This window comes from Enterobacteriaceae endosymbiont of Donacia tomentosa, from assembly GCF_012571135.1.
In the GTDB taxonomy this organism is placed as follows: domain Bacteria; phylum Pseudomonadota; class Gammaproteobacteria; order Enterobacterales; family Enterobacteriaceae.
On sequence record NZ_CP046216.1, the window covers coordinates 285371 to 302280 of the forward strand.

Here is a 16910-nt window from a genome sequence, read left to right on the forward strand (position 1 = left end):
CATATTTTATCCTTGACGCTGTTTATGTTTAGGGTCAATATTACAAATAACACGTATTACTCTATTTCTGCGAATAATTTTACAATTTCGACATAATTTTTTTACTGAAGTACGAACTTTCATTTCGTGAGATTTCCTTTTAAATAGTTTTTATAATGATTATCCTTTTAGATTAATTTTTTTAAGTATAGACTCGTACTGAGTAGACATAATTAATGTTTGAATTTGAGAAATAAAATCTATAATTACAACTACTAATATTAGTAATGATGTACCACTAAAATAAAAAGAAATATTCATTATAATATGTAAAAATTCAGGCACAAGACAAATAAAACTAATATATAGACTTCCAGTAAGAGTTAAACGCATAATAATTTTTGTAATATATTTTGCTGTTTGTTCACCAGGACGAATACCTGGGATATAAGCGCCTGATTTTTTTAGATTATCAGCTGTTTCTTTAGGATTAAAAACTAACATTGTATAAAAAAAACAAAAAAATATAATTGCTGAGACATATAAAATTACATATATAGGCTGTCTAGGTTGTAAAAATAACAAAACATTATGTAACCAAATCCATCCAGTAATATTATTTAACCATGACAATATAGTAGAAAAAAATAGAATAATACTAGAAGAAAATATTGCTGGTATTACTCCAGCCATATTTATTTTTAAAGGTAAATGTGTATTTTGTTGTGTATTATATATATTTTTTCCATAATGTCTCCTAGCATATTGAACAATTATTTTTCTTTGGCCTTTTTCTACAAAAACAATAAAAAAAATTATAAAAAATATTAAAAATAATAAAGTTAAAATTAAAAAAAAATGTAAATCTCCTTGTTTTATTTGTTCTATTATTTGTCCTAAAGCTGGAGGTAATCCAGTAATAATACCTATTACAATAATAATAGATATACCATTACCAATACCTCTATTTGTAATTTGATTGCCTAACCACATTAAAAATATAGTACCAGTAATTAAACTTAGTACGGAAGTTAGAAAAAAATAAATATCAGGATTTAATATAAAACTTTCTATTTTTGGCAAATGGAATAATCTAGTAATTATTCCTATAGATTGAATGATTGATAAAAATAATGTAGTATATTTGGTATATTTATTAATTTTTCTTTTACCAGATTCTCCTTCTTTTTTTAAATTTATAAAAAAAGGATGCATAAAAGTTAGTAATTGTATTATAATCGATGCCGAAATATATGGCATAATTCCTAAGGTAAAAATTGATGCTCTACTTAATGCTCCACCAGAAAACATATTAAACATGTCAATAATTGTACTATGTTGTTTTATAATTAAATCATGTAAAACACTAATATTAATTCCTGGTATTGCTATGAATGATCCTATTCTAAATATAAGTAAAGAACTCATCAAAAAAATAAATCTTTTTTTTAATTCGTAAAATCCTTTTTTAGTACTTTGAAAATCTAATTCTTTAAATGTTTTGATCATTTATTATTTATTCCTCGATTTTCATATCTAATTTTTGAATCATCATTTTAACACTTTTTGTACAATTTAATTTCACAATTTTTTTTGGTTTAGTAAGATTACCAGTATTAATAATTTTTACATATTTAATTTTTTTGTTAATTATCTTAGAAGATTTTAAAGTATTAAAATCAACATAATCACCATCTATTTTCGATAGATCATTTAGTCTAATTTCTTTAAAAAAAATATTTTTACGTGATTTGAATCCAAATTTAGGTAGCCTTCTATGTAAAGGCGTTTGTCCACCCTCAAAAGATTTATTAATATTATATCCAGAACGAGATTTTTGTCCTTTATGCCCTCTGCCACTAGTTTTTCCTTTGCCAGAACCGACACCACGTCCTAGTCTTTTTTTTTTATTTTTATAAATAGGATTTAAAGTATTTAAATACATTTTAATAACTCACTTTAATCATATATGATATTTTTTTAATTTTTCCCAAAATACTTGGATTATTTTTTTTTACTACAATGTGACCAATATGTTTTAATCCTAAACTAAATAGAGTTGCTTTATGTTTAGGTAATCTTCCTATAGAACTCTTAATTTGTTTTATTTTAATATTTTTGAACACTTTTCATATTCCTTTTTATTTCTTCTACAGATTTATTTCTTTTAAATGCAATCATTTTTAATGAATTTAAACTTAATAAACCTTTAATTGTTGCTCTGACTATATTTATAGGATTTGTAGAACCATATGCTTTAGCTAAAACATTATAAATTCCAGCAACTTCTAATACAGCTCTCATAGCTCCTCCCGCTATAATTCCTGTCCCTTCATAAGCTGGTTGCATAAAAACAGAAGATCCAGTGTGATGTCCTTTTACAGGGTATTGTACTGTATTATTATTTATAATAATACTTACCATACTTTTACGGGCTTTTTCCATTGCCTTTTGTATTGCACTAGGCACTTCTCTAGCTTTACCATACCCGAATCCAATCTTCCCCTTCCCATTACCTACTACTGTTAGTGCTGTAAAAGAAAAAACACGGCCTCCTTTTACAGTTTTAGAAACTCTATTAACAGAAATTAATTTTTCTTTTAATTCATTATTTGGATGTTTACTATCATAAATATTCATAATTTTTTCTTCTAAAATTAGGTAGTTAAAAGTTTAGACCTGCATTACGAGCAGCATTAGCTAATGCTTTGACACGTCCATGATATTTAAATCCTGAACGATCAAATGATATATTAAAAATACCTTTTTTTATTGATCTATTTGCTATTTTATGCCCTAATAAAACTGCGGCTTTTATATTTCCAGTATATGATAATTTTTTTTTAATAGTTGATTCTAATGTTGATGCTGTAATTAATACTTTATTTTCAGCAGAAATTATTTGTGCATACATATGACGAGAAGTACGATGGATTACTAACCTAGTTTTCTTAAATTTTTGAAGATGTTTACGTAATTTAGTTGCTCTACGTATACGGGAAGTTTTTTTTATATTCATAATATATAATTTTTTTATAACCTTATTTTTTTTTAATTTCTTTTGTACGAATTTTTTCATCACTATAACGAATTCCTTTTCCTTTATATGCTTCTGGAGGACGATATGATCTTATATTTGCAGCCACTTGTCCTAGTAATTGTTTATCAAATCCATTTAAAATAATTTCATTTGAATTTGTACATGTCCCTTTTATACCTAAGGGTAACTTATAAAATATAGGATGAGAAAATCCTAATAATAAATTTATTATATTTTCCTTAATAGAAACTTTATATCCTACCCCAAACAATAATAATTTTTTTGTAAATCCTATAGTTACACCAATAATCATAGAATTTATAATGGCACGCGTAGTACCAGCATGGGCCCATCCTTTTTTATAATTTAATTTAGGTATAAATAATAATTTATTTTTTTCAAGTATAACTTTTACTTTTTTATTAAAATTATTTTTTAATATACCATTTTTCCCTTTTATAATTATATTTTGTTTGTTTATAATCAACTCAATATTATTAGGAATAAAGATTGGTTTTTTAGCTATTCTAGACATTATTCTATATATCCTTTAGGCTACATAACATATAATTTCACCACCTATGCCATATTGACGAGCAGTATAATCAGTTATTATTCCTTTAGAAGTAGAAATAATAGCAATACCTAATCCAGCCATAACTTTAGGTAATAATTTTTTTTTCTTATAAATTCTTAAACCAGGTCTACTAACACAATGTATTTTTTCTATAACACCTTTTCCCCTAAAATATTTTAAATTTATTTCTAATTTAATATTTTTATTTTGTATTAAATTAAAGTTCTTTATATATCCTTCTTCTTTTAAAATTTGAGCAATTGCTTTTTTTATTTTTGAATATTGCATAATTACTGTAGATTTATGTGATAATTGACCATTACGAATACGTGTTATCATATCAGCAATAGGATCTTGTATACTCATATTTATATTATCCTTATTATTTTTTTAATAAACTACCAACTAGCTTTTTTTAATCCTGGAATATCACCTTTCATTGCTGCTTCTCGTAATTTTATTCTACTTAATCCAAATTTTTTTAAAAAAGCATGTGGTCTGCCAGTTAATTTACATCTATTTCTTTGTCTTGACAAACTAGAATCTCTAGGTAAAGATTGTAACTTAAATATTGCATCCCAACGAATCTCATCTGTTGTACTTCTATTAGAAATAATTTTTTTTAATTTTTGTCTTTTTAAAAAAAATTTTTTTCCTAATTTTATACGTTTTTTTTCACGTGATTTAATAGATTCTTTAGTCATTAAAATAAACCTTTTTATGTTTTAAATGGAAAATAAAATTCCTTCAATAAAGCATATCCTTCTTTATTTGATATTGCATTTGTAGATATTGTAATATCTAAACCACGGATACGATCTATTTTATCAAAATTAATTTCAGGAAAAATTATTTGTTCCTTTATACCTATACTATAATTACCTTGTTTATCAAAAGATTTCTTAGATAAACCCCTAAAATCTCTAATCCTAGGAATAACAATCCATAATAAACGTTCAAAAAAATTCCACATTCTTTTTTTTCTTAAAGTTACCTTACATCCAATAGGATGACCTTGTCTTATTTTAAAACTAGCTATTGATTTTCGGGATTTTGTAATTATAGGTTTTTGTCCACTAATTAAAGTTAAATCATTTATAGCATTGTCTAAAAATTTTTTGTTAGTAATAACTTTTCCTACACCCATGTTTAAAGTAATTTTTTTAATACAAGGTACCTGCATAATAGAATAATATTTCAAATCTAACATTAATTTTTTTACTATTTTATTTTTATAATAATTATAGAGTTTTGACATATAATATTATCCTAATTTATAAAATATCTTCATTATTTGATTTTAAAAAACGTTTTTTTTTACCCTTATAAAATCGAATACCAATTCGATCTGATTTATTTGTCTTTGTATTAAAAATAGCAACATTAGAAATATGAATAGCAGCTTCTTTTTTTATAATTCCTCCTGCTTGAGAAATATTAGGATTAGGCTTACTATGTTTTTTTATAAAATTAATTCCTTCAATTATTACAAATTGTTTTTTTATAAAATACTTAATTTTACCTTTTTTCCCTTTATCTTTACCCGTTAAAAGAATAACTTCATCATTACAACGTAATTTACATGACATATATTTATATCTCTTTTTATTTAAATGACTTCTGAAGCTAATGAAATGATTTTCATGAATTTTTCATTTCTTAACTCTCTTGTGATAGGACCAAAAATTCTTGTCCCAATTAGTTGTTCATTACTATCATTTAATAAAACACAAGCATTGTGATCAAATCTAATTTTTGATCCATCAATACGTTTTATACCACTCTTAGTTCTTACAACAACCGCTTTTAATACATCTCCTTTTTTTACTTTTCCTCTAGGAATAGCGTCTTTTACAGTAATTTTTATTATATCTCCTATATTAGCATATCGTCTACGTGACCCGCCTAATACCTTAATACACATAACACTTCGTGCTCCTGAATTATCAGCTACATTTAATGTTGTATGTTCTTGTATCATATATATAATCTCTATATTTTAATTTAATAATTTTTCATAAAAATTAATTTATTTAATACACAATTTTTTATATTTTAACTATTAAATATTTTTTATAATGGGATTTTTTATTAAATGATTGATTTTTTTATAATATTAACTAATATCCAAGATTTAGTTTTTGATAATGGACGACATTCTTTAATTTCCACTAAATCTCCTATATTACATATATTTTTTTCATCATGAACATGTAATTTTGTCGTACGATTAATAAATTTACCATAAATCGGGTGTTTAATAAGTCTTTTAATACTGACAATAATTGATTTATTCATTTTATCACTTATAACTTTACCTTTAAAAATTTTTATTTTTTTTTTCATTATTTTATAATCTCTTGTTTATTTCTTTGTGATAAAATTGTTTTTATTTTAGCAATATTTCTTCTTGAAAATTTTAATAAATGAGTTTGTTTTAAATTTCCTGATTTTAATTGTATTTTTAAATTAAATTGCTCTCTTGCTAAATTTAATAATTCTTTTTCTAACTCCATATTATTTTTAACTAAAATTTTATTGATTTTCATATATTTAATTTGATTATTTATTTAAAAAAATAGTTTTTATAGGTAATTTCGCTGCACCTAACTTAAATGCTGTACGTGCTTCTTCCTCTGATACCCCATCAATTTCATATAATATTCTTCCAGGTTGTACTAAAGCCACCCAATATTCTACATTACCTTTGCCTTTTCCCATTCTTACCTCTAAAGGTTTTACTGTTATTGGTTTATCTGGAAAAATTCTAATCCATATTTTTCCTTGTCTTTTAATAGCACGACTAATAGCTCTTCTAGCTGACTCTATTTGTTTAGACGAAATTCTTCCTCTAGTCACTGCTTTTAATCCATAATTTCCAAAACTAATATTCATACCTATAACAATACCTCTATTTCTTCCTTTTTGCATTTTTCTATATTTAGTACGTTTTGGTTGCAACATTATATAAAACCTCTTTTTATTTACGTCCTTTATTTCGTTGTATTTTATAATGATTTTGTACTGATTTTATAAATTTAGTATTTTTCTGTAAAATATTTTTTAATATTTCTCCTTTAAAAATCCAGACTTTTACTCCTATAATACCATATGTTGTTTTAGCTTCAGATAAACTAAAATCTATATCGGCTCTTAAAGTATGTAATGGCACTCTACCTTCTCTATACCATTCTGTACGAGCAATTTCAGTGCCTCCTAATCTACCACTAACTTCAACTTTTACTCCTTTTGCACCCAATCTCATTGCATTTTGAACTGCTCGTTTCATAACTCTTCTAAACATTACTCTTTTTTCTAATTGTGTTGCTATTAGATCAGCAACTAATTTAGCTTCTAATTCTGGTTTTCTAATTTCAGTTATATTAACTTGAGCAGGAACTCCTGTAATTTTTGATATAATTTTTCTAAGTTTTTCTACATCTTCTCCTTTTTTACCTATAACGATGCCAGGACGAGCAGTATGAATATTAACCCTAATACTTTTTGATGGTCTTTCAATTATTATTTTAGAAACTGATGCTTTAGCTAATTCTTTATTTAAAAATTTTCTTACTTTAAAATCACTATGTAAGTAATTTGCATAATTTTTCGTATCTGCAAACCAGGTAGAATTCCATATTTTTATAATTCCTAATCTTAATCCATTTGGATGTGTTTTTTGTCCCATAATATAATATTACTCCAGTTATGATTATTAATTATCGGATAATATAATAGTAATATGGCTTGTATATTTTAAAATACGATCTGAACGTCCTTTAGCACGAGGCATAATACGTTTCATATTTGATCCTAAATCTATAAAAATTTTATATACAAATAAACTATCAATATCTAATCCATAATTATGTTCAGCATTAGCTATAGCTGAATTTAAAACTTTTTTAATTAAAAAAGAAGCTTTTTTCTTAGAAAAATTTAAGATATCCAATGCTGCAGATATTTTCTTTCTTCTAATAAGATTTGCTATTAATCTTAATTTTTGTGCAGAAGAACGAGCATATCTATGTTTTGCTATAATTTCCATTTTTTACCTTATACATTAATAAAATAATAGAATTATTATAAATATTAAATTTATTTTTTTAAAACTTTTTTAATTTTTTTATCTGAAGTATGTCCCCTATATGTGCGTGTAGGAGAAAATTCACCTAATTTATGACCAACCATTTCATCAGAAATAAAAACAGGAATATGTTGTTTACCATTATGTATAGCTATTGTTAATCCAATCATATTTGGGAAAATAGTAGAGCGTCTAGACCAAGTACGTAATGGTTTTTTATCTTTCTTTTTTATAGCTTCTTCTACTTTTTTTAATAAATGTTTATCAATAAAAGGACCTTTTTTTAAAGAACGAGGCATATGTAATTTACCTTTATTTATTAATTATTATTATGACTTTTTATTATATATTTATTTGTTCTTTTATTTTTTCTTGTTTTTTTACCTTTAGTTTGTTTTCCCCAGGGTGTTACTGGATGTTTCCCAAAATTTTTTCCTTCTCCTCCCCCATGAGGGTGATCAATAGGATTCATTGCAGTTCCTCTAACTGTAGGTCGAATACCTTTCCAACGATTTACACCTGCTTTACCTAAAGATTTTAACATATGTTCATTATTACCAATTTCACCTAGTGTAGCTTTACAATTTGATCTTATTTTACGTATTTCTCCTGACTTTAATCTTAAAGTAACATAAGATCCTTCTCTTGCTATTAATTGCACATATGTTCCCGCTGCTCTAGCTATTTGTCCTCCTTTTCCTGGTTTTATTTCTACATTATGTAATATATTCCCAATAGGGATGTTACTCATTGGTAATGTATTACCAATTTTAATATCAACATTAGTACCGGATTGAATAATATTTCCTATTAATAAATTTTTCGGAGATAATATATAACGTTTTTCTCCATCTTTATACTTAATTAAAGCAATATTTGCTGAACGATTAGGATCGTATTCAATACGTTCTACTATAGCAGGGATGTTATCTTTGTTTCTTTTAAAGTCAATGATACGATATAATTTTTTGTGTCCTCCTCCAATATGACGAGTTGTAATACGTCCATTATTATTTCTTCCACCAGTTTTTTTTTTTTTTTCTATTTTAGAAGATAATGGTCTTCCTTTATATAAAAAAGGATTAACTACTCTAATCATATGTCGTCTTCCAGGTGACGTAGGTTTATATTTTTTGATTGTCATAATTAATTGTCCTTTATAATTTTTTATTTATATTAAAATCAATATTTTGTTTTTTTTCTAATATAATATATGCTTTTTTCCAACTATTACGATGATAAGTATATTTTCTATTTTTTTTAACTTTGCCTTTCATAATTAAAGTATTAATACTCTTTATTTTAACATTAAAAATTTTTTCCATTGCTATTTTAATATCTATTTTTGTTGCTTTCTTTAAAACTTTAATAATTAAAGTATTTGTTTTTTCTGCAATAAAAGAAGATTTTTCAGAAATATGAGGACCTTGTAAAATTTTAAAATAACATTCTCTTAAAATCATGTTAATATCTCTTCTATATGTTTCATGGCATTCACAGTTATAATAACTTTATTTGCATTTATTAAATCGATTGGGTTTATATTAATTGAATTCTTAATTACTATATTAGGTAGATTACGGGAAGCTAAAAATAAATTTTTATCTATAAAAGTTGTAATTATCATGATTTTTTTTGGTAAATAATTTTTTAATTTTTTAATTAATACTTTAGTTTTAGGTTGATCAATAATAAAATTTTCTACAAAAATTAATCTTTTTGTTCTAATTAATTCTGAAAATATACTTTTTAATGCATTACGATACATTTTTTTATTTATTTTATTATTATATATTTTATTTTTAGCAGCAAAAGTTACCCCTCCAGAACGCCAAATTGGACTTTGAGTAGATCCAGCTCTTGCTTTTCCTGTACCTTTTTGTTTCCATGGTTTTTTCCCTGATCCTTTTACTTGAGCTTTCGTTTTTTGTGCCTTAGTTCCTTGTCTACCTATTGTTCTATATGAGCCTATTACTTGATGTATTAATATTTTATTATAAATTCTATTAAAAATAGCATCAGAAACCATAATTATGGTTTTTGTATCTGCTGTTACAATTTCCATTATATTACCTAATAATATATTTAAATTTTTTAAATTGTATTTTTAACTGATGGTTTTACAATTACATTACTTCCTGTATATCCGGGAATAGCTCCTTTTATTAATAATAAATTTTTTTCAATATCTAATTTAACAATATTTAAATTTTGTATAGTAATTCTTTGACAACCTAAGTGTCCAGCCATTTTTTTACCTTTAAAAACTTTTCCTGGAGTTTGATTTTGTCCAATAGATCCAGGAGTTCTATGTGAAAGAGAATTTCCATGACTAGCATCTTGAGTTTTAAAATTCCATCTTTTAACAGTACCAGAAAAACCCTTTCCTTTTGATATACCTGTAACATCTACTTTTATTATTTTTTTAAAAATATTAAGAGTTATTTTTTGTCCTACAAAAAAATTTTTTTTATCTTTATCTTTAATAGAAAGACGATGTTCCCATAAAACATATCCTGCTTCTGTTTTGGCTTTTGCAAAATGTCCCATTTCAGATTTATTCATTCGATTAGTTTTTTTGGTTCCCGTAGTCATCTGAATAGCATTATATCCATCATTTAAAATAGTTTTAATTTGGGTAATACGAATATTTTCAAAATGAACAACTGTTATAGGAATAGATATCCCATCTTCAGTAAAAATTCGAGTCATACCCATTTTTTTACCGATTAATTCAATCATTACTATGTATATCCTTAATATTATTATACAATCAAATTTTTTCTAACCAAGACTAATTTGAACATCAACTCCAGCTGCTAAATCTAAACGCATTAATGCATCTACAGTTTTTTCTGTAGGTTCTATAATATCAACTAACCGTTTATGAGTACGAATTTCGTATTGATCTCTGGCATCTTTATTTACATGCGGAGATATTAATATTGTAAACCTCTCTTTGCGAGTTGGTAAAGGAATAGGACCACGAACTTGAGCACCAGTACGCTTAGCAGTTTCAACAATTTCTGCTGTTGATTGATCAATTAAACGATGATCAAATGCTTTAAGACGAATACGGATTCTTTGGTTTTGCATTATTAAACCAGAGCCTCCTGTTTATAAAATTAAAATAATCCTCTATAAATTAAAAAAATATCAAGAGGAACCTATATTTTTTATCAAAAAAAAATGATAATTTTACTATTATGACTTATAAAGTATAAATAAAGCAATATATTTTCATTTATAAAATTAAAAAAGTAAATATAAAATTTTATTTCATTTATTACATATAAAATTTTTAAAAAATAAAATATTTATAAAAATAATTAAAATATTTGATAATTTTATACTAACTATATAATATATTTTAATATGAAAAAAAAACATAATAACATAACACTGTTAGCTTTTGATTATGGAACGAAAAATATAGGAGTTGCTGTAGGACAAAGTTTAATAAAAATAGCTCATATGTTACGAGTTATTAAAAATAAAAAATCAGGGGAAATTGATTGGATTTTATTTGATAATTTAATAAATAAATGGAATCCAGAAAAAATAATAATTGGATTACCATTACAAATGGATGGAAGTTCGCAAAACATTACTATTTTAGCTAAAAAATTTGCTTTTTGTATAGAAAAAAAATTTAATCTAGATGTAGAACTACATGATGAACGTTTAAGTACAATTGAAGCTAAATGTATTTTATTTGCCCATGGGGGATGGAAAAATCTTAAAAAAAATAATATTAATTCTTTATCAGCATCTATTATTTTACAAAGTTGGTTTGAAAATAATCAGTAATTAAATTTTACCTAATTAAAAAATAATAATTTTTGTATCATAGAAAACAGTGTTTTATAAAATTATTATAAAAAAATTTTTTTATAATATAAAATCTCTGTAAGATTTGAGGAAATCATGCTAGTATTAACTTTTTTATTTAAAAATTTGGTTGAAATTTTAATTTTAATTTTTTTATTTAGAGTTTGGATGTATTGGGCAATTAATGATATTTATAATGTTTTCGCACAATTTATTATTTCAATATCAAAGCCAATAATTAAATATATTCAAAGTTTTTTCCCCAATATTAAAAATAACGAATTAATATCTTTATTTATATTATTATTTTTAGCATTTTTAAAATATCCTATATTAGTTTTATTGCAAATGGAAAGTTTATTTAATCATAATTTTATTTTTTATATATTTGTCACTTTTCTTACTTTATTTAAATCATTTGGATATTTAGTTTTTTGGTTAATGACAATTCATTTAATTTCTAATTGGATTTATGTTAAAAATAATGATCTTAATTATATATTACAAAAATTAACAAATAGTATTTTAGAGCCAATACAAAATAGATTTCCAATGACTTATGATACAAATATTATACCTTATATAATTAATTCTACTTTATATTTTTTAAATTTTGTAGGAATACATTTTTTTCCTCAATTTTGGTTTTTAATATAGATTTATCATATGATTAATTTGAATAATAATTGTTACAGTTTATATATTCATATTCCTTGGTGTTTGAAAAAATGTCCTTATTGTGATTTTTACTCTCTTCGTTTTTTAAAAAATAAAAAAATTATACAAAATCAATATATAAATAGTTTATTATTAGATTTAAAAAGTGATTTATTATATACTGGTCATGATATTTGTATTGAAAATATTTTTTTAGGAGGTGGAACACCAAGTTTAATAAATCCGAAATTAATAAGTTACCTTTTATCTGAAATAAAAAATATAGTGCATGTTAAAAAAGAATCCGAAATTACTATTGAAATAAATCCTTCTTCTATTTCTGAAAAAAATATTCTTACTTATATAAAAAGTGGTATAAATCGTTTTTCCTTAGGTATTCAAAGTTTTAATAATTCTAGTTTAAAAAGTTTAGGTAGATTGCATACTGCTGAAGATGCAATAAATGCTATTAGAATGTTTAATAAAAAAAAAAAATTAAAAATTAATTTAGATATAATATATGGTATACCTGGACAGACTTTAAAAAATGCATGTGATGATATTTATCAAGCTATTTCTTTTAAACCTAATCATATTTCATGGTATCAATTAACTATTGAAAAAAATACTATTTTTGGGCAATATCCTCCTAAAGATTTATTAAATGACGATTTTTTATGGAAGATTTTTATACAAGGGGAAAAAATCTTTAAAAAAGCAAAATATATGCAATATGAAATTTCATCTTTTATAAGAAATCAAAATGATAAATGTAAACATAATCTAAATTATTGGTATTTTGGTAATTATTTAGGAATTGGGTGTTCTGCTCATGGAAAATTAATTGATTTAAATGGAAATATAATTAGAACCGTCAAAAATTATAATATAAAACAATACATAAAAGGTTCTTTCTTATTATCAAAAAAAAAAATATTAAATAATGAAAAAATATTTGAATTTTTTTTAAATCGTTTGCGTGTATATAATAAAATTTATAAAAAAGAATTTATGAATAAAACAGGAATCAATGTTGCACATATTGATTCTTTTATAAAAAAAGCTTTAAAATTAGGATATTTACAACAAAATAATGATTTTTGGATTCTTACTACAAAGGGGCATTTATTTTTAAATGATTTATTAGAAATTTTTATTTAATTAAAATGATATTTTTTTATATTCTAAATAATAAATTATTTTATTTTTTCTTTGTGCTTTATATAAAAAACTATTTTTAAAAATTATTTTATTAAAATTTTTATATATTTTTCTATATTCTTGAGAAAATAATATGTAATATTTATTATTATTTCGATTAATTTTATTAATAGAAGACATAATATTATTATTATAATCTTGGCAATCTGTTACTACATACAATAATCCATTTTTTTTCAATGAAAAAAAAATAATTTTTAAAAATTCTAAATTTAATAATCTTCTTTTTTTATGTTTTAATTTAGGCCAAGGGTCAGGAAAATATAATTGAATTAATTTTATTGAATTAGCAGGGATCATATATTTAAATATATAAAAAACATCATAATAAATTAATTTTAGATTATTTAAATTATTTATCAAAATTTTTTTCAAACAATTAATAATTCCAGGTATATATACTTCTATTCCGATAAAATTATATTGAGGATTATTTATAGTATTTTGAATAATATTATTATCTATACCAAAACCAATATCTAAAATAATAGATTTTTGATTATGAAAAATATTATTGAAATTTATATTTTTTTTTTTATAATTAATACTAAAAAAACTGAAGTATTTTTTGAAAATATTTTTTTGTAATTTTGTTAATTTTCTATAACGGCAACAAAAACTTTGAATATGTTTCATAATTTTTACATTCATTATAATAAATAGTAATTATCCAAATTAATATATTTTTTAATAAAACTAAATAGTATGGGAAAAAATTTAATGCCAAAAACAATTTTTTGTGTTTATTACCAATCTCAAAAAGAAGGACTAAATAATAAAGTATATCCAGGAAACATAGGAGAAATAATATTCTTTCATATATCCAAAAAAGCGTGGAGAAAATGGTTAATTAATCAAACTAAATTAATTAATGAAAAAAAATTAAATATGACTATAAAAAAACATATTCTCTTTTTAGAAAGAGAAATGATTAATTTTCTTTTTAAACATCAAAAAAAATAACTGCGTAAAAAATATTCTTATGGAGCTAAGCGGGTTCGAACCGCTGACCCTCTGCGTGCAAAGCAGATGCTCTACCATCTGAGCTATAGCCCCTTATTTTTAGGCTTGAGTGGACTTGAACCACCGACCTCACCCTTATCAGGGGTGTGCTCTAACCAACTGAGCTACAAGCCTATCTATTGGATTTAAAAGTAATTATAAAATAATTTATTCATACTTAATAATAAAAGTCAACTTAAATATATTATTTTTTATAGAAATTTTTTTTATATTTTTATAATATAAATAATCATTACTTATTATATACTATAAGGTTATAATAAAGTGTTTTTTTTAAAAAATACTATTTTTATTATTTTACTTTTAATAGAACTATTTTTTTTTATTATAATATTTTTTTTTGTAAAAAAAAATCAAAAAAATATTTTTAAAAAATATCTGATAACAGAAAATGAAAATAAACAATTAGAAATTCAATTAGCAAGGCAAAAAGAACAAATAGAATATTTAAAATCTGTTAAAATAGAGAATGAAAATTTAAGTAATACAATTTTGAAACAGTTAGCTATTATTTCTGATTTAAAATTAAAAATAAGAGAAGTTACAACAAAACTAGATGATACAATCATTTTTTTTAATAAAAAAGAAAAATTAATAACTAATAATGATCTTTTTTTAAAAACTAAATTTGAAAATTTAACTAATAATATTTTAGAAAAAAGTGAAACCCGCATACATAATTATAATAAACAGAATATAAAAAATATAATTAATCCTTTTAAAAAACAATTAGAATTTTTTCATAATCAATTACAAAACAATTTAAATCAAGAATCTTTAGACAGAAAAATATTAACTTATGAAATAAATAGTTTAAAAAAATTAAATATGAATATTTCTCAGGAAGCTGTTAATTTAACAAATGCCTTAAAAGGAAATAATAAAATACAAGGTATTTGGGGTGAATTAATTTTAAAAAAAATTTTAGATTCATCAGGATTAAGAAAAGGTTATGAATATGAAATGCAGAAAATAATTAAAACTTCAGAAGAAAAAAAAATACAACCAGATATAATAATTAATTTACCTAATAGTAAAAAAATTATTATAGATTCTAAAATGACATTGATTGCTTATGAACGTTATTTTAATACTAATGATGAAAAAAAAAGAGAAAAAGCATTGAATGATCATATACTAGCTATTAGTAACCATTTACGATTATTAAGTAATAAAAATTATCAAAATTTATCTGATATTAAAACGTTAGATTATGTTATCATGTTTATTCCTATAGAGTCTGCTTTTTCATTAGCAATGAATACCAAACCTTCTCTTTTATATAAAGCTTTAAAACTAAATATAATGTTAGCTAGTCCAACTACATTAATGATTGCTTTAAGAACTATTAATAATTTATGGAATGAAAAAAAACAAAACAAAAATTCATTATTAATAGCTCATAAAGCGACAAAGTTATATGATAAGATAAAATTATTTATTGATGATATGTATATTTTTGAAAAAAATTTAAATAAATTACAAAATAATTATAATTTAATTATAAAAAAATTATGTACAGGAAGAGGAAATATAGTTTCACAAGCTGAAAATTTTAGAAATTTAGGAATTAAGGTAGTTAATAAAATAAATCAAAATATAATAAAAAAAAATTAAAAATATTTAAAGATATTATATGGAATTATTCATTATGTTTGATATTAGTGTTAATTTAACAAACAAACAATTTTTTAATGATAAAAAAAATGTAATTAGTAGAGCTATAAATAATGGTATTAAAGGAATGTTAATAGTTGGTTGTAATATAAAAGATAGTTATAATGCGTACAAAATAACACAAGAATATAAAAATTATTGTTGGTCTACAGTAGGAATACACCCGCATTATGCGGGTTTATGGGATTATAAAACAATAGAACACATTAACAAATTAATTCAGTATAATAATGTTGTTGCGATAGGAGAATGCGGTTTAGATTTTTATCGTAATTTTTCTTCTATAAAGCAGCAATTATTTGCTTTTCATTATCAATTAGAGTTATCATCATATTATTCTATTCCTATATATCTACATTGTCGTAATGCTTTTCAAATTTTTATAAAAATACTAAAATCTTGGATTCATAAGATTCCTAAGGCAGTAATACATTGTTTTTCTGGCAATCAATATGAATTAAAACAGTGTTTAGATATGAATCTATATATAGGGATATCAGAATTATTTTTTAATAAAAAATATAGAAATGATTTTATTAATAATATCCGACTAATTCCTCAAAATAAATTATTAGTAGAAACTGATTCTCCTTTTTTATTGTTTAAAACAACTAATAGTTTAATTTATAAACAGTTTAATGGCAGAAATGAACCTTCATTATTACCTAATCTTTTAAAAAAGATATCTGTATTAAGAAAAGAAAATTTTTTTCAATTAAAGGAAAAAACTGAATATAATGCACGTATTTTTTTAAATTTAAAAAAAAATAATTGTAATTAAATATATAACAATATATAATTGATTAAGCATAGTGTTG

Annotated in this window: 30 protein-coding genes and 2 tRNA genes; 6 read left to right on the plus strand and 26 right to left on the minus strand. The window is 23.0% G+C overall.

The window, feature by feature from the left end:
* Nucleotides 1–6: 6 nt before the first annotated feature.
* The 23 genes from rpmJ to rpsJ form a co-directional block, all read right to left on the minus strand.
* Complete coding sequence (gene rpmJ / locus GJT88_RS01330) at nt 7–123, minus strand: 50S ribosomal protein L36 (RefSeq protein ID WP_168895145.1); 117 nt, start codon at nt 121–123, stop codon at nt 7–9.
* A 36-nt stretch (nt 124–159) separates the two neighbouring features.
* The gene (gene secY, locus GJT88_RS01335; protein WP_168895146.1) at nt 160–1488 is read right to left on the minus strand and encodes a preprotein translocase subunit SecY; all 1329 of its coding nucleotides are present in this window, start codon (nt 1486–1488) and stop codon (nt 160–162) included.
* Nucleotides 1489–1495: 7 nt separating this feature from the next.
* Nucleotides 1496–1924: a 50S ribosomal protein L15 gene (rplO, locus tag GJT88_RS01340; protein WP_168895147.1), complete on the minus strand. Its 429-nt coding sequence runs from the start codon at nt 1922–1924 to the stop codon at nt 1496–1498.
* A gap of 1 nt (nt 1925) precedes the next feature.
* Nucleotides 1926–2105: a 50S ribosomal protein L30 gene (gene rpmD / locus GJT88_RS01345; protein ID WP_168895148.1), complete on the minus strand. Its 180-nt coding sequence runs from the start codon at nt 2103–2105 to the stop codon at nt 1926–1928.
* On the minus strand, nt 2089–2619 hold the full coding sequence (rpsE, locus tag GJT88_RS01350) for a 30S ribosomal protein S5 (RefSeq protein ID WP_168895149.1): 531 nt from the start codon (nt 2617–2619) through the stop codon (nt 2089–2091). Before rpsE ends, rpmD begins: the two co-directional genes overlap by 17 nt.
* Nucleotides 2620–2644: 25 nt before the next feature.
* On the minus strand, nt 2645–2998 hold the full coding sequence (rplR, locus tag GJT88_RS01355) for a 50S ribosomal protein L18 (RefSeq protein ID WP_168895150.1): 354 nt from the start codon (nt 2996–2998) through the stop codon (nt 2645–2647).
* A 22-nt stretch (nt 2999–3020) separates the two neighbouring features.
* Complete coding sequence (gene rplF / locus GJT88_RS01360) at nt 3021–3554, minus strand: 50S ribosomal protein L6 (RefSeq protein WP_168895151.1); 534 nt, start codon at nt 3552–3554, stop codon at nt 3021–3023.
* A gap of 15 nt (nt 3555–3569) precedes the next feature.
* Nucleotides 3570–3962, minus strand: a complete 393-nt coding sequence (rpsH, locus tag GJT88_RS01365) for a 30S ribosomal protein S8 (RefSeq protein ID WP_168895152.1) — start codon at nt 3960–3962, stop codon at nt 3570–3572.
* A 32-nt stretch (nt 3963–3994) separates the two neighbouring features.
* Nucleotides 3995–4300, minus strand: coding sequence for a 30S ribosomal protein S14 (gene rpsN, locus GJT88_RS01370; RefSeq protein ID WP_168895153.1), 306 nt, complete (start codon nt 4298–4300; stop codon nt 3995–3997).
* Nucleotides 4301–4314: 14 nt separating this feature from the next.
* Nucleotides 4315–4854, minus strand: a complete 540-nt coding sequence (gene rplE / locus GJT88_RS01375; protein ID WP_168895154.1) for a 50S ribosomal protein L5 — start codon at nt 4852–4854, stop codon at nt 4315–4317.
* A 16-nt stretch (nt 4855–4870) separates the two neighbouring features.
* The gene (gene rplX, locus GJT88_RS01380) at nt 4871–5185 is read right to left on the minus strand and encodes a 50S ribosomal protein L24 (protein ID WP_168895155.1); all 315 of its coding nucleotides are present in this window, start codon (nt 5183–5185) and stop codon (nt 4871–4873) included.
* A gap of 20 nt (nt 5186–5205) precedes the next feature.
* Nucleotides 5206–5577 carry a 50S ribosomal protein L14 gene (gene rplN / locus GJT88_RS01385; protein ID WP_168895156.1) on the minus strand — a complete coding sequence of 124 codons (372 nt, stop codon included), beginning with the start codon at nt 5575–5577 and terminating at the stop codon, nt 5206–5208.
* Between the two features lie 110 nt (nt 5578–5687).
* Nucleotides 5688–5942: a 30S ribosomal protein S17 gene (gene rpsQ, locus GJT88_RS01390; protein WP_168895157.1), complete on the minus strand. Its 255-nt coding sequence runs from the start codon at nt 5940–5942 to the stop codon at nt 5688–5690.
* On the minus strand, nt 5942–6145 hold the full coding sequence (gene rpmC / locus GJT88_RS01395) for a 50S ribosomal protein L29 (RefSeq protein WP_168895158.1): 204 nt from the start codon (nt 6143–6145) through the stop codon (nt 5942–5944). Before rpmC ends, rpsQ begins: the two co-directional genes overlap by 1 nt.
* Nucleotides 6146–6158: 13 nt before the next feature.
* Complete coding sequence (gene rplP / locus GJT88_RS01400) at nt 6159–6560, minus strand: 50S ribosomal protein L16 (protein ID WP_168895159.1); 402 nt, start codon at nt 6558–6560, stop codon at nt 6159–6161.
* Between the two features lie 16 nt (nt 6561–6576).
* On the minus strand, nt 6577–7284 hold the full coding sequence (gene rpsC, locus GJT88_RS01405) for a 30S ribosomal protein S3 (RefSeq protein WP_168895160.1): 708 nt from the start codon (nt 7282–7284) through the stop codon (nt 6577–6579).
* A gap of 27 nt (nt 7285–7311) precedes the next feature.
* Nucleotides 7312–7644: a 50S ribosomal protein L22 gene (rplV, locus tag GJT88_RS01410; RefSeq protein WP_168895161.1), complete on the minus strand. Its 333-nt coding sequence runs from the start codon at nt 7642–7644 to the stop codon at nt 7312–7314.
* Nucleotides 7645–7694: 50 nt separating this feature from the next.
* Nucleotides 7695–7982: a 30S ribosomal protein S19 gene (rpsS, locus tag GJT88_RS01415; RefSeq protein WP_168895162.1), complete on the minus strand. Its 288-nt coding sequence runs from the start codon at nt 7980–7982 to the stop codon at nt 7695–7697.
* A 20-nt stretch (nt 7983–8002) separates the two neighbouring features.
* Nucleotides 8003–8827: a 50S ribosomal protein L2 gene (gene rplB / locus GJT88_RS01420; protein ID WP_168895163.1), complete on the minus strand. Its 825-nt coding sequence runs from the start codon at nt 8825–8827 to the stop codon at nt 8003–8005.
* 13 nt (nt 8828–8840) lie between these two features.
* The gene (gene rplW, locus GJT88_RS01425) at nt 8841–9146 is read right to left on the minus strand and encodes a 50S ribosomal protein L23 (RefSeq protein WP_168895164.1); all 306 of its coding nucleotides are present in this window, start codon (nt 9144–9146) and stop codon (nt 8841–8843) included.
* The gene (gene rplD, locus GJT88_RS01430) at nt 9143–9748 is read right to left on the minus strand and encodes a 50S ribosomal protein L4 (RefSeq protein WP_168895165.1); all 606 of its coding nucleotides are present in this window, start codon (nt 9746–9748) and stop codon (nt 9143–9145) included. The genes rplW and rplD overlap by 4 nt, the downstream gene beginning before the upstream one ends.
* 29 nt (nt 9749–9777) lie before the next feature.
* Nucleotides 9778–10425: a 50S ribosomal protein L3 gene (gene rplC / locus GJT88_RS01435; RefSeq protein WP_168895166.1), complete on the minus strand. Its 648-nt coding sequence runs from the start codon at nt 10423–10425 to the stop codon at nt 9778–9780.
* 42 nt (nt 10426–10467) lie between these two features.
* Complete coding sequence (rpsJ, locus tag GJT88_RS01440) at nt 10468–10779, minus strand: 30S ribosomal protein S10 (RefSeq protein WP_168895167.1); 312 nt, start codon at nt 10777–10779, stop codon at nt 10468–10470.
* Nucleotides 10780–11058: 279 nt separating this feature from the next.
* Between rpsJ and ruvX the strand changes: the two genes are divergently transcribed.
* The 3 genes from ruvX (at nt 11059) to hemW (ending at nt 13332) form a co-directional block, all read left to right on the plus strand.
* The gene (ruvX, locus tag GJT88_RS01445; protein WP_168895168.1) at nt 11059–11493 is read left to right on the plus strand and encodes a Holliday junction resolvase RuvX; all 435 of its coding nucleotides are present in this window, start codon (nt 11059–11061) and stop codon (nt 11491–11493) included.
* A 117-nt stretch (nt 11494–11610) separates the two neighbouring features.
* Nucleotides 11611–12171, plus strand: a complete 561-nt coding sequence (locus GJT88_RS01450; protein WP_168895169.1) for a YggT family protein — start codon at nt 11611–11613, stop codon at nt 12169–12171.
* Between the two features lie 9 nt (nt 12172–12180).
* A complete protein-coding gene (hemW, locus tag GJT88_RS01455) occupies nt 12181–13332 on the plus strand; it encodes a radical SAM family heme chaperone HemW (protein ID WP_168895170.1) in 1152 nt (383 codons plus the stop codon).
* Here the strand turns inward: hemW and trmB are convergent, their stop codons facing one another.
* Nucleotides 13333–14043, minus strand: coding sequence for a tRNA (guanosine(46)-N7)-methyltransferase TrmB (trmB, locus tag GJT88_RS01460; RefSeq protein ID WP_168895171.1), 711 nt, complete (start codon nt 14041–14043; stop codon nt 13333–13335).
* A gap of 69 nt (nt 14044–14112) precedes the next feature.
* Here trmB and GJT88_RS01465 point away from each other — a divergent pair, with 69 nt between their 5' ends.
* Nucleotides 14113–14355, plus strand: a complete 243-nt coding sequence (locus GJT88_RS01465) for an oxidative damage protection protein (RefSeq protein WP_168895172.1) — start codon at nt 14113–14115, stop codon at nt 14353–14355.
* A 20-nt stretch (nt 14356–14375) separates the two neighbouring features.
* Here the strand turns inward: GJT88_RS01465 and GJT88_RS01470 are convergent.
* Nucleotides 14376–14448, minus strand: a tRNA-Ala gene (locus tag GJT88_RS01470).
* Between the two features lie 7 nt (nt 14449–14455).
* Nucleotides 14456–14529: transfer RNA gene (locus GJT88_RS01475), tRNA-Ile, on the minus strand.
* 150 nt (nt 14530–14679) lie between these two features.
* On the opposite strand from GJT88_RS01475, the gene rmuC reads away from it, so the two are divergent.
* Complete coding sequence (rmuC, locus tag GJT88_RS01480; protein ID WP_168895173.1) at nt 14680–16032, plus strand: DNA recombination protein RmuC; 1353 nt, start codon at nt 14680–14682, stop codon at nt 16030–16032.
* A 19-nt stretch (nt 16033–16051) separates the two neighbouring features.
* Nucleotides 16052–16873, plus strand: coding sequence for a TatD family hydrolase (locus tag GJT88_RS01485; RefSeq protein ID WP_168895174.1), 822 nt, complete (start codon nt 16052–16054; stop codon nt 16871–16873).
* Nucleotides 16874–16910: the final 37 nt, after the last annotated feature.